The 12,542-nt window shown below is 46.3% G+C and carries 11 protein-coding genes; 7 read left to right on the top strand and 4 right to left on the bottom strand.

Annotated features, from left to right (window positions below; all coding sequences use genetic code 11):
• Window positions 1-9: 9 nt before the first annotated feature.
• Both ACERC8_RS03350 and ACERC8_RS03345 read right to left on the bottom strand, forming a co-directional pair.
• Complete coding sequence (locus ACERC8_RS03350) at window positions 10-387, bottom strand: HD domain-containing protein (protein ID WP_373658492.1); 378 nt, start codon at window positions 385-387, stop codon at window positions 10-12.
• A complete protein-coding gene (locus ACERC8_RS03345; RefSeq protein ID WP_373658490.1) occupies window positions 372-551 on the bottom strand; it encodes a hypothetical protein in 180 nt (59 codons plus the stop codon). Before ACERC8_RS03345 ends, ACERC8_RS03350 begins: the two co-directional genes overlap by 16 nt.
• A 216-nt stretch (window positions 552-767) precedes the next feature.
• Here ACERC8_RS03345 and ACERC8_RS03340 point away from each other — a divergent pair, with 216 nt between their 5' ends.
• The 6 genes from ACERC8_RS03340 (at window position 768) to ACERC8_RS03315 (ending at window position 6,734) form a co-directional block, all read left to right on the top strand.
• Window positions 768-3,149 (top strand): bifunctional 2',3'-cyclic-nucleotide 2'-phosphodiesterase/3'-nucleotidase, encoded by a 2,382-nt coding sequence (locus tag ACERC8_RS03340; protein ID WP_373658488.1) that lies wholly within the window; start codon window positions 768-770, stop codon window positions 3,147-3,149.
• 74 nt (window positions 3,150-3,223) lie between these two features.
• Entirely contained in the window at window positions 3,224-3,580 is a 357-nt protein-coding gene (locus tag ACERC8_RS03335; RefSeq protein WP_373658487.1) for a hypothetical protein, read from the top strand.
• Window positions 3,573-3,914, top strand: coding sequence for a hypothetical protein (locus ACERC8_RS03330; protein ID WP_373658486.1), 342 nt, complete (start codon window positions 3,573-3,575; stop codon window positions 3,912-3,914). Before ACERC8_RS03335 ends, ACERC8_RS03330 begins: the two co-directional genes overlap by 8 nt.
• A gap of 126 nt (window positions 3,915-4,040) precedes the next feature.
• A complete protein-coding gene (locus ACERC8_RS03325; RefSeq protein WP_373658485.1) occupies window positions 4,041-5,075 on the top strand; it encodes a M42 family metallopeptidase in 1,035 nt (344 codons plus the stop codon).
• Window positions 5,076-5,122: 47 nt separating this feature from the next.
• The gene (locus tag ACERC8_RS03320) at window positions 5,123-5,626 is read left to right on the top strand and encodes a kinase (protein WP_373658484.1); all 504 of its coding nucleotides are present in this window, start codon (window positions 5,123-5,125) and stop codon (window positions 5,624-5,626) included.
• Window positions 5,627-5,657: 31 nt separating this feature from the next.
• Window positions 5,658-6,734, top strand: coding sequence for a hypothetical protein (locus tag ACERC8_RS03315; RefSeq protein WP_373658483.1), 1,077 nt, complete (start codon window positions 5,658-5,660; stop codon window positions 6,732-6,734).
• Between the two features lie 62 nt (window positions 6,735-6,796).
• On the opposite strand, the gene ACERC8_RS03310 is transcribed toward ACERC8_RS03315, so the two are convergent.
• On the bottom strand, window positions 6,797-7,603 hold the full coding sequence (locus ACERC8_RS03310) for a formate/nitrite transporter family protein (protein ID WP_373658482.1): 807 nt from the start codon (window positions 7,601-7,603) through the stop codon (window positions 6,797-6,799).
• 161 nt (window positions 7,604-7,764) lie between these two features.
• Window positions 7,765-10,461, bottom strand: coding sequence for a phosphoenolpyruvate carboxylase (ppc, locus tag ACERC8_RS03305; protein WP_373658542.1), 2,697 nt, complete (start codon window positions 10,459-10,461; stop codon window positions 7,765-7,767).
• A gap of 151 nt (window positions 10,462-10,612) precedes the next feature.
• Between ppc and pepF the strand changes: the two genes are divergently transcribed.
• Window positions 10,613-12,409, top strand: coding sequence for an oligoendopeptidase F (gene pepF / locus ACERC8_RS03300; protein WP_373658481.1), 1,797 nt, complete (start codon window positions 10,613-10,615; stop codon window positions 12,407-12,409).
• Window positions 12,410-12,542 lie beyond the last annotated feature (133 nt).

Below are 12,542 nucleotides of genomic sequence, written 5' to 3'. Positions count from 1 at the left end.
GTTCGTAAATCAGCTGTCCGATAACTGCTGCCAAATCATCCAGCTGATAAGCCCTTGCCAGAGGGAGATAGACCGTTCTTGTCTCCTCAAGTTTCTCTGCTTGCTCAGGTTTTTCATGCCTGATAGGGTTTGTAGGTTGTGGATACGGTCAGCCAGTTTAACAATTAGCACCCGTTTGTCGACATCTGTTGCCTGTTTAATCTTGTCGATGGTGCAGGTCTTACAGCAACTGAACTTCGTCACTCCATCAACGATAAAGGCCACCTCATCACCAAAGTTCTGACGAATTTGTGCCAACGTATAGTCCGTGTCTTCAACCACATCATGAAGCAGGGCTGCCACTACCGTCACCGCATCATGTTCTTTATCCGCTAAAAAACAAGCCACTGCCAGGAGTGACTAAAATAAGCCGTCACCCCATCATCTCGTGTCTGTTTGACATGTGCCTCATTGCTGATATGCAGTGCCAACAAGACCTTGCCGACTTCCCAAAAATTGAGATAAGTGTTAACCTGCTTCAACAAATAAACTTCTTTGTGGTGGTTTAGCACAATTACTCCTCTTTCAAACTTGTTTTTCCTTCTATTTTACCTGTTTCTCAAAAAAAGTGCAAAGACTTGACCGATTTTTAATGCTAACCCTAAAACTTCTAACAAGGCTTTAAAATCCGTCAATATTCTGTTTTCAACCGTTATCAATTAAACATATTGCCAATTTTATCTTATTCGTGTATAATAATCTTACCGTTTTTGAAAAGGAGATTGAAAATGTCTAAATACTACCGCACAAAAACTGCTGTGCTTTTAGCTACTCTTTTAGCTACTGCCAGCACAAGCCTTGTCAAGGCTGGGGAAAATCAGCCAACAAACCCTGAACAGAACAATACGGTTAATGCAACGCTAAATCAACCATCAACACAGACGGATGATCAAGCAGCAGCTTCATCAACCAGCACCGCTCCTCAAAATGCAGAAACAGCTGCTGCCGCAACGAACGGTAAGGAGTTTATCGCACCAGTTGAAGGGCAAACTGTTGATGTTCGCATCCTGTCTACGACTGACCTCCACACCAACTTAGTCAACTATGACTACTACCAAGATAAGCCATCTCAAAACCTTGGATTAGCTAAAACCGCTGTGCTTATTGAGGAAGCCAAAGCAGAGAATAGCAACGTTGTTCTTGTTGATAACGGTGACACCATCCAAGGAACACCGCTGGGGACTTATAAGTCTACCGTTGACCCTATCGAAGCTGGCGAGCAACACCCAATGTACAAGGCGCTAACTGCTCTTGGTTTTGACGCCGGAACACTTGGGAACCACGAGTTCAACTATGGTTTAGATTATTTGGACAAGGTTGTAGCGACTGCTGGTATGCCTCTGGTAAACGCTAATGTCCTAGACGCACAAACCCACCAGCCACTCTATGACACGCACAAGATTCTCACCAAAACGTTCACAGACAAACAAGGAAATCCTGTTAGCTTAAACATTGGTATCACAGGCATCACACCGCCTCAAATCCTCAACTGGGACAAATCTCACTTGGAGGGCAAGGTCATCGTTCGTGACGCTGTTGAAGCTCTGGAAGAACTTGTTCCAAAAATCAGGCAAGCAGGCGCTGATATTGTACTGGTACTCTCCCATTCAGGTATCGGTGATGATGTCTATGACAAGGGAGAAGAAAATGTTGGCTATCAAATCGCAGGCATTTCTGGGGTTGATGCCGTTGTGACAGGGCATTCTCACGCAGAGTTCCCAGCAGGAGGCAAGGGGTTCTACAGCCGTTATCCTGGTGTCGATGACGTTAACGGTTTAATTAACGGCACTCCAGTTACCATGGCAGGTAAATATGGTGACCACCTCGGTGTCATCGACCTCAACCTCACCTACACTAATGGCAAATGGCAAACAAATACTGCCAAAGGCGCTATTCGGAAAATCGACACCAAATCGGAAAATGTTAACGCACAAATCTTAGCTATTGCCAAGGAAGCACACGAGGGAACAGTCGGCTATGTTCGCCAACAAGTTGGCACAACAACAGCACCGATTACAAGCTATTTCGCCTTGGTCAAAGATGACCCATCTATCCAAATCGTTAATAACGCCCAAATTTGGTATGCTAAACAAGAGCTGGCAGGAACACTAGAAGCTAATCTCCCAATTTTATCTGCCGCAGCCCCATTCAAAGCTGGAGGTCGGAATTTTAGTGATGTGACCAATTACACTGATATCCCTGCTGGTCCTATCGCTATCAAAAACGTGGCTGATCTCTACCTCTATGACAACGTGACTGCTATCTTAAAATTGACAGGCGCTGATATTAAAGAATGGCTAGAGATGTCAGCTGGGCAGTTCAACCAGATTGACCCAAGCAGCAAAGACCCTCAATACCTTGTCAACGCAGGCTATCGCACTTATAACTTTGATGTAATTGATGGATTGACCTATCGCTATGACATCACACAACCAGCCAAATACGACCGCAACGGTAAGCTGATTAATGCAGATGCTAGTCGTCTCCGTGATGTCTCTTATCAAGGACAACCGCTAGATGAGCAGCAAGAATTTATCGTGGTGACCAACAACTACCGTGCTAACGGCAACTTCCCTGGCGTGGTCAAGGCAACCCTCAATAAACTGCTCAATTTAGAGAATCGCCAAGCCATTATCAACTACATCATTTCTGAAAAGACAATCAACCCATCGGCTGATAATAACTGGGGCTTTACCGACAGCATCAAAGGGCTGGATGTTCGCTTCCTCTCTGCCGATAGTGCTAAAAACCTAGTGACTAATGCCAAGGACATTACTTATCTCAATCCAGCCGATAAGAATGACGGCTTTGGTGAATTCCGTCTGGTTTATATCGAACCAAAACCACAGCCAAAACCAAATCAGGAACAAGAGGCTAATAATCCATCTATTCCTGACAACAAGCGGCAACTGGATGACATCGAGCGACAAGAGATTCGTGCGATTGTTACCAAGGCCTTTAATGCACCTCAAGCACAGGCAACCCAAACAAGCACCTCTGCTCAGCAATTACCAAAAACAGGCGATAGCAACACCGCCTTGCTAAGCTTGTTAGGGGTACAGATTTTGGGAAGCCTTGGCCTACTAGCCCGCCGGCCTAAGCAGGACTAAGAACTCGTAAAAACGACAAGAAGATTCTTTCTTGCCGTTTTTATGTTATACTATTTTAGTAGGAGGTTAGGGGCATGACAAAGCCGATTTTACTGAAATTTCTGCGTGAGCTCTTGCTGGGATATTGTTTGCTGTCTCTGGTTGCTCTGGGAATTATACTTGTGCATGGTGAGCCTAGTTTTCACTTCAATCGACCACTGGGCGGTGGAATTTGGATGATAGCTATCCTCAGGCATCTCCCTTATAAGGGCTGGGGTAAGTTTTGGCTTGGACTTGGGGTGCCAATTTTAGTTGCTTGGCTATGGCTTGCCTTTTTTCCACAGGGGCTGATGGTCTCGCGTGTTCAGCTTATCGGGCTTAGTCTAGCTTATCTAGTAACTGGTGGACTCTGTCATGTTTACTTGCAGAAAGGAAGAAAAAATAATGACTAAACGAATTGCCTTAATAATCGCTCGTGAGGTTTTTCTGGGAACGTCTCTATCACTCTGTCTCATCGCCCTCTTGATGGTCGCCAGAGGAGACGAGAGTTATTTACTGCGTTTCTTGTTCAGTACAATTTTCTTGGTAACAGCTGCTTTCAGACATAGCACCTATACAAACTGGAAAAAATTAGGGCTAATCATTTTACCCATTATGGCTTTAGAATTTATCTGGTTTTCCTTAACCTCTGGCTTAGTCATGACCTTGGGACAGGTGCTTCTATACGGTCTGGTACGGGCTGGTCTAGGGCTGCTCTGTCACTGGGGTCTTCGGACGAACTCCTAAGGGTAAGAGCCCTATCTCTGGTCTCACAGGCTCGGTAGAAGTCCCTCTAGTCACTAATCACTCGTTTCAAGAAACTGGACTTATCGTCCATCTGCTCTGCTATTTTCCCAAAAAGAAAGGATACCTATGACAACTATCGACTACATCACACAACTGACCGCTATCCCATCGCCGACAGGGTTTACGCGCCACATCATGGACTGGGTGCAAACCGAGGTCGAGGGGATGGGCTATGCAGCAACTCGAACACCAAAGGACGGGCTGCTCGTCACCATCAAGGGGGCAAATAATGACAAGCACCGCCTCTTGACGGCTCACCTCGACACGTTAGGCGCTATGGTACGGGCCATCAAACCTGACGGTCGCCTGAAAATAGCCCTAGTCGGTGGCTTTACCTACAACGCTATCGAGGGTGAAAACTGTACCATTCATGTGGCGAAAACTGGTCGTCAAATATCAGGTACAATCCTGCTCCACCAGACCAGTGTCCATGTCTATCGTGACGCTGGTAAGCTGGAACGTCAGCAGGACAACATGGAAATTCGACTGGACGAGAAGGCGAGAACGGCTGAGGAGACACGGGCTCTTGGTATTGAGGTGGGTGATTTTATTTCTTTCGATCCACGAACGGTGGTGACAGAGACCGGCTTTATCAAGTCCCGCCATCTGGATGACAAGGTTTCCGCAGCCATTCTTCTCAATTTGCTCAAGACCTACAAGGCTGAACAAGTTGAATTGCCTTATACGACGCATGTTTACTTCTCCTCTTTTGAGGAGGTGGGGCACGGGGCCAACTCAAGCATTCCTGCGAAGACCATCGAGTACATCGCTGTTGATATGGGCGCCATGGGAGATGACCAGCAGACGGACGAATACACGGTCTCTATCTGTGTCAAAGACGCGTCAGGACCTTATCATTACGGGCTGCGCCAGCATTTGGTTGCCCTTGCTGAAAAGGAACAAATTCCCTATAAGCTGGATATCTACCCCTACTACGGTTCGGATGCTTCGGCAGCCATGTCCGCAGGGGCTGAGGTCCGTCACGGGCTTCTAGGAGCTGGTATCGAGTCCAGCCATGCTTACGAGCGTACCCACACCGATTCTATCCAAGCTACCGAACGACTGGTTGATGCCTATCTCAAGAGTGAGATGATTGATTAACATTGCTCAGCCTGCCACTCGATTATCTGACAAGAAAGGATAATCTAATGACCCCTCTTATCCTCATTCGAGGCAACGCTGGTAGTGGAAAAACCACGCTAGCAACCGCCCTCCAACAGCAACTGGGCGAAAATACCCTGCTCCTCTCTCAAGATCTCCTTCGCCGCACCATGCTAAATGCCAAGGACGGCACAAACACGCCGACTATCCCACTCCTCATGAGCTTGCTGGACACAGGCAAAACACTTTGTGACACCATTATCATCGAGGGGATATTTCGCTCCGACTGGTATGCACCAGTCTTTGATAAGATAGCTGAGCAGTTTTCTGACCAACTCCACGCTTATTACTACGATTTACCTTTTGAGGAGACTCTCCGCAGGCACCAGACCCGAGCCAAAGCAGCTGAATTTGGTGAAGAAGCCCTTCGCCGCTGGTGGGTCGACAAGGACTACCTCCCCCAGATACCTGAAACCCTGCTCCCACAAAACCTAAGTTTAGAGGAGGCTGTTCAACTCGTCTTAGCAGAGGTGGCGACAACATCGATTTAGTCATCTGATTGTCTCATCAATTAAGGAAAAAATGAAACTATTAAAATCAATACTCGCTTTTATTAGCTTTATGGGCTTAGGATTTGTCGGTGGCTGGCTGATTTCAGGTTTTTTACCGACAAGCCGTCAGACCATTGATGTCCCTGCCAGTCAAGGATGGCTACTATTGCCGCTAACAATCATCTGCTTTTTACTGGCTGGTATCTTACAAATTGCCATTCATGAGGCTGGGCATGTCTTTTTTGGTTGGCTGACAGGTTATCGCTTCCTCAGTTATCGCCTGCTCAATCTCCACTGGCAGCGTATTGATGGCAAACTAAAACTCTTTCGCCATAGTCTCGCTGGAACTGCTGGGCAGGCTTTGATGACACCACCTCAACCTGTTGAGGGCAAAATCCCCTATGTCCTCTATAATCTCGGTGGAGGCTTGGCCAACCTCATCACCTTGCCACTCTGCTATGGTCTGACTTATTTCCTTCCTCAATTTGCTCTACTTTGGGACACGCTAGCTTTCTTTGGGTTAATCGGTGCCCTGACAAACTTGATCCCACTGGGCAAGACGTTTCCCAACGATGGCTATAACATCTACTCGATTGCCAAGCACCCGAAAGTCTCGCTCTACTTTTATGCTCAACTGGCCGTTCATGCCAAGATGGCACAAGGCGTGCCCTATCAGGACATGCCAAAAGATCTCTTTCTCATCCCAGAAAAAGAAGACATCACAAATCCCATCATTTTTAGCGCCAGCCTGAACTGGGTCAATCGTCTGATGGCTCTGAATCAGTTTGAGGAGGCACGAGATTATCTGAACAGCTTGGCTATTGCCCAACAGCCCCTCTCTCAGATTTATCAGGTTCTAGGGAAAATCACGCTGAGCTATCTGGAGCTGCTCTGTCAACAGGAGACCCGTGTGTCTTTTGACAAAGAGGAGTGGAAGCTGATTGGCGCTCTGAGCAAATCCCAGCCGATGGTCACCGTCTTTGCCTGTGCCTACCATTCCTTAGTTACTGGCGATGATAAAAAGGCGGAGCAGGCCTTAGCGCAGTTTACTAAACTGGCAAAAACCTACCCCTATCCTGTCGACTATGCCGATGAAGCATCGCGCTAACAACGATTTCAGGCACTAAAGGAAACAAGATAAAAATTCAGCGAACAAATCGCTGAATTTTTTTAGTCTACATAAAGTTTTGATTTATTACTCAACCAGCTATACAGGAGACCGATTAAAATCCCTCCACCGACATAGTTGCCCAGAGCTGCAAAGAGGAAGTTAGATAAGACGCTAAGAACAGTCATCCCCTCAATACCACTTCCAAAAGAGAAGAACGACAAGGAAAAGAGAGAGAAGTTAGCGATCACGTGCTCGTAGCCTAAGAAGGCAAAGATAAAGATAATGAAAATCAGAGCAATCACACGTCCTGCATCATCCTTCATTCGCATAGAAACGAAAACAGCAATATTAACAACCATATTGGCGAAAATACCTTCTACAAACTGGGTCAGGGGAGTTTCTGCCAACTTGGCCACTGCCGCCTCGATTAAATAACTATCGGCTTCCACATGCCCCGCTTGAAATGGTGTGGTCAGAGATAAGAGAAAAGTGATAACAACCGCACCAACAAAGTTAAAGAAGATACAGGTAGCTAGAATTTTGAGGGCCGTTTTGAATGGAATCACCTTACGATGGACAGCTGAGGTCATGTACATCATGTTGGATGTCCCTAGCTCTGCATTCATATAGAGAATCATAACCAAACACCAGCCAAACATCAAGGCATAGCTAAATTTCCCGAGACCGTCAACGATATGATTGAGCTTGTCCGCTGTATAAGCTGAAATGGCCAGACCAATTGCCAAGTAAACACTTGCCATAATCGCACGAACGGCGTAGCCCCAGAAATTGGTCTCAATCAAATCAGCCTTTTTCTTAATGCTTTTGTCAATGTTATAAATCAGTGTATCCTGATGTTCTGCCATATTACAGCCCTCGTTTTCTTTATCATTTTTTTCACAATACCTAGTATAGCAAAAATTATGCCAAATAGTAAGCCTTTTTAGCAGAAAAAGAAGAAATTATACTGAAAGCGATTCGCTAAACCATCACGAGAGAAAAATAGGACTTGCTAAGAGAAAATTATTTAGCCTGAGTTTCTAAGCCCTGTCGCAATGCCATTGATGGTCGTATGGATCTGCTTGAGCGCTGTCTCATCCAGCCCCCCTCGTCGGAGACGTTTAATCAACTCGATTTGGACATAATTGAGGACATTGAAGTAAGGGAGGCGGTAGTCTAAACTCGCCTTGAGGAAGGGCAAATCTTCCAACAATTCCTCATGCTGCTCAATCGCTAAAATCATGTCCTTGGTCAACTGCCACTCGTCCAAAATCAGATTGAAGACCTCACGCACCTCAGGAGACTCACACATCTGAGCATACTGGAAGGCGATGTTCATGTTGGATTTGGATAAAACCATGTCAACATTTGACAACAGTGAGTTAAAGAAGGGCCATTTTTGATACATGTCTTGCAGTTTAGACAGATGGCTAGGGTCTTTGTCAATAAAGCGTTTAAAGCTAGAACCAACCCCATACCAACCTGGCAACATGACTCGGTTCTGTGACCAAGAAAAGACCCAAGGAATAGCACGCAAGCCAGAAATATCAGTGATGGTCTTACGCGCCGCAGGACGAGACCCGATATTGAGGCTTGAAACCTCACGAATCGGACTAGCCGCAAAGAAATACTCGTAAAAATGCTCATGTCCAAACACCAAATCACGATAGCTATCGTAACTGTCTGTCACAATCTCGTCCATCGTATCACGGTAATTGTCAATCTGTGTTTCATCCGTAATCATCTGCGTCACCATACGATTCAAGGTCGCAGACAGTAACATTTCCAGGTTGTAGTAGGCAGTGTCTTTATTGCCGTACTTATTGCCAATCACTTCACCTTGCTCAGTGACCCGAATACGATCTTTTATCGACCCAAAGGGTTGTGAGGTGATGGCATCATAGGATGGTCCACCGCCACGACCAACAGTTCCACCGCGACCGTGGAAGAAGGTGATAGCAACCCCGTGAGCATCTCCAATTTGAGTCAGTTCATTTTGCGCCTTGTAGAGCGTCCAACCTGAGGCAAGATAGCCACCATCCTTGTTGGAATCAGAGTAGCCCAACATGATTTCTTGATAGCCCTTGTTTCCTGCAATCCAAGTCTTAGCCACATCTAGGGACAGGTAACGTCGCATGATGTCGCCAGCATTGTCCAAATCCTCGATGGTTTCAAAAAGCGGTACAATCTGAATACGGGCAAAAGCCTTATCGACCAAACCAACTTCTTTTAACAGCACAGCAAGTTCTAGCAAATCCGAGACGCTTTCTGAGTGCGAAATGATGTGTTGTTTAATAATGTCCTCACCCATCTTATCTTTGAGCTCGCGAGCTGTTTGGTAGATGGCTAGTTCCGAAATGAGTAGGTCAGACTTTTCTTGATTGGTCGCAGACAAAAGACGCGGATCGTGTTCCAACTGATAAAGCAAGACCCGACATTTATCCTCCTCAGACAGAGCGGTATAGTCTGACTCGATATTGGCCGAGCGGAGCAGCTCTGCTACGCATGCTTCATTGATTGATGAGTCTTGACGCATATCGATGGAGGCGAGATAAAAGCCAAAAATCTCCACAGCCTGCAAAAGTTCTGAAAAGTCACCGTCTACAAGGGTTACTCCCCCGTGAGCCTGCAGCGATTCTTTCAAAATCACTAAGTCTCGCTGAAAGGCATCAGACGTCTCATAACGCGGCGACGCCTCTCCCTGGTCTAACAAGTAAGCAAGAGTATTGACCAACTTTTTCTCAATATAGGTCAAGGCACGACGGTAAAGTTCTTTTTCACGGAACTCTGATGAGTCTGTCGACAGCTCTGCCATGGCCTGCAAGACGGCGGAAGCCCCCACGTAGTTCGTTGACAGTGAGAAAATTTTGTAAAGGCTGGCGATTTTATCCAAATAATAGTTTAAAATTACCTCGGCTTGTGTTGTGGCAGACAAGCGAAGCGTATCAGCTGTCACAAACGGATTGCCATCACGATCCCCGCCGAGCCACATCCCCATCGTGATCGGCTTAGGGTTATCCAGTTCAATGCCTCTATCAGCTGCCAGTGCCTTGTACTGCCCCACCAGACTAGTGATGGCTTGAATCAATGATTGGTTGTAGTACTCCGTTACATTGCTGATTTCGTTTTTAACCTTGAGCTTTTTCTCTCGGATAATGTCTGACTGCATGATCAGCTCGATATGGCGACGAAGATCAGCTAGCCACTTGTCTTGGTTGACCAAACCTGCTTTGACATCGCGATATTTTCGTAATAACAGATGAATCTGATTGGTCAACCCCAGCATGGTACGACGCTGTACCTGAGTTGGATGTGCTGTTAAAACTGGAACAACATTGACCTGCTCTAAAATCCGTTTGGCATCGTGGTCTGAGGCAACAGCGTCCAAAGTCAGCGACAGTTTCCCCAGATAATCCTGATTGGTATTATTTTGGTAATTGACCTCATAAGCTAAGTCGACATCCTCTGAAATATTGATCAGTAAGGGCAAAATCGAAAAATAACGGGACACAATTTCCATCTGCTGGGTGTCCAAACTAGCCACCTCGGCCTCCAAACCTTGGTAGGCTTGCCGGCGAGACAAGTCTGTCAGGCGTTCAATCACCTCAAACTGCTCATCACCAATCATTCGGCGTGTCACATCCTCCAGCAGTTGCTGCAAAATGGCGACTTCCTCCTGAACAGCAGCCTTATTGTTATTACTTTCGAGTTTCTTGATGGTCATCCGTCGCCTCACTTTCTTGGTTTTGGACATGGCAGAGCTTGCCACTAAGTCTTTTCATTTTACCATATTTTTAGGAAAAAGAGTAGAACTGGGGAAATGATGGATTTTTTGCTATAATAGTCAATGACTAACGATAAAGGAGACAACACAAATGAAACAACATGCCCGTTCAGAATTTCCAGAAAATGAACTCTGGGACTTAACCGCTCTCTACAAAGACCGCGAAGATTTTCTAAACGCGATGGAAAAGACCTTAGAGGACATCAACCTCTTTAGCCGCAACCATCAACACTTGCAAACGGTTGACGAGTTCACCGCTGCTCTGATGGAACTGGAGCAGATTTATATCGCCATCAGCCATATCAGCGCTTATGCCTTCATGCCTCAGACAACGGATTATGGGGCAGAAGAGTTCGCTCAGCTTGCAGCGGCAGGGAGCGAGTTCATGACCAAGGCACGGGTTGCCTTATCCTTCTTTGATACAGCCCTTATGTCCGCTGAGCTGTCAGTCCTAGACGAGCTAGAGAAAAACCCTCAGTTCAGCTCAGCCATTCGCCAAGCAAAACTCCAGAAAAAACATGCTCTAACCCCTGAAGTGGAAAAGGCACTAGCCAATCTGCGCGAGGTTTTTGCTGCCCCTCACGACATCTATACGAAGATGCGGGCAGGCGACTATGCTATGGCAAGTTTCGAGGTTGATGGTAAAACCTATGAGAACAGTTTTGTGCTTTATGAAAACTTTTATCAGAACCATGGCAATGCTGAGGTGCGTGAAAAAGCCTTCCGCTCCTTCTCAGAGGGTCTTCGCAAGCACCAACATGCTGCTGCTGCTGCCTATCTTGCTCAAGTAAAATCCGAAAAACTCGTGGCAGATATGCGTGGCTATGACAGTGTCTTTGACTACCTGCTAGCTGGTCAGGAAGTTGAACGTCAACTGTTTGACCGCCAGATTGACCTGATTATGAATGACTTTGGACCGGTAGCGCAAAAATACCTCAAACATGTCGCTAAGGTTAATGGTTTAGAGAAGATGACCTTTGCGGATTGGAAACTCGACCTTGATAGCGCCCTCAACCCTGAGGTATCTATTGACGACACCTACAATTTAGTGATGAAAGCCTGCGCTCCTTTGACAGAAGAATACACCCGCGAAATCACTCGTTATCAAGAAGAACGCTGGGTTGACTTCGCTGCCAATACCGGTAAGGAATCTGGAGGTTACGCCAACGACCCTTACCGTGTCCATCCTTATATCCTGATGAGTTGGACTGGTCGGATGAGTGATGTCTACACCCTGATTCACGAAATCGGTCACGCTGGTCAGTTTATCTTCTCAGATAACCACCAAAGTTACTTTAACTCTCATATGTCAACTTACTTTGTCGAAGCCCCATCGACGCTTAACGAGCTGTTGCTCAGCGATTATTTGGAAAATCAATTAGATGACCCTCGTCAAAAACGCTTTGCCCTTGCTCACCGCCTAACTGACACTTACTTCCATAACTTTATCACCCATCTTCTTGAGGCAGCTTTCCAACGTCGAGTTTACACCTTGATTGAAGAGGGCAAGACGTTCGGGGCAGAACAGCTGAATGCCATTATGAAAGAGGTCCTAAGCCAGTTCTGGGGAGATGCTATTGACATTGACGATGACGCAGCGCTCACTTGGATGCGTCAAAGCCACTACTACATGGGCTTGTACAGCTATACTTATTCAGCTGGACTTGTCATTTCAACCGCTGGCTACCTCAATATCAAAAACAACCCAAATGGTGCCAAGCAATGGTTGGACTTGCTCAAATCAGGGGGTAGCCAAACACCACTCGACTCCGCCCTGATTATTGGTGCTGATATTTCTACAGATAAACCATTGCGCGACACCATCGCCTTCCTAGACGAGACTGTTGAGCAGATTATGGCTTATTCAGCCCTATTAGGTCAAAGCTAAGCTGATTGTCTCCGAGGCACCGTTTCACAGCCTTAGACACCCCAGTAAACAAAAGAGGCTCTTTGTCAACTGTAGTGGGTTGACCAATTTAACACCGAGAGAGGACAGTTCTTGTCTTCTCTCGTTTTATGTT

The sequence above is a fragment of the Streptococcus sp. E29BA genome (assembly GCF_041807805.1).
Taxonomy (GTDB): Bacteria; Bacillota; Bacilli; order Lactobacillales; family Streptococcaceae; genus Streptococcus; species Streptococcus entericus.
Note: the sequence above shows the minus strand (reverse complement) of the source record. Positions and strands in the feature narration are given on the sequence as shown.

Bases quoted from the DNA above. Each gene is read 5' to 3' on its own strand.
- ACERC8_RS03315 (WP_373658483.1), top strand. From the start codon at position 5,658: ATGAAACTATTAAAATCAATACTCGCTTTTATTAGCTTTATGGGCTTA.
- ACERC8_RS03310 (WP_373658482.1), bottom strand. From the start codon at position 7,603: ATGGCAGAACATCAGGATACACTGATTTATAACATTGACAAAAGCATT.
- ppc (WP_373658542.1), bottom strand. From the start codon at position 10,461: ATGACCATCAAGAAACTCGAAAGTAATAACAATAAGGCTGCTGTTCAG.
- pepF (WP_373658481.1), top strand. From the start codon at position 10,613: ATGAAACAACATGCCCGTTCAGAATTTCCAGAAAATGAACTCTGGGAC.
- ACERC8_RS03325 (WP_373658485.1), top strand. From the start codon at position 4,041: ATGACAACTATCGACTACATCACACAACTGACCGCTATCCCATCGCCG.
- ACERC8_RS03335 (WP_373658487.1), top strand. From the start codon at position 3,224: ATGACAAAGCCGATTTTACTGAAATTTCTGCGTGAGCTCTTGCTGGGA.
- ACERC8_RS03320 (WP_373658484.1), top strand. From the start codon at position 5,123: ATGACCCCTCTTATCCTCATTCGAGGCAACGCTGGTAGTGGAAAAACC.
- ACERC8_RS03340 (WP_373658488.1), top strand. From the start codon at position 768: ATGTCTAAATACTACCGCACAAAAACTGCTGTGCTTTTAGCTACTCTT.
- ACERC8_RS03330 (WP_373658486.1), top strand. From the start codon at position 3,573: ATGACTAAACGAATTGCCTTAATAATCGCTCGTGAGGTTTTTCTGGGA.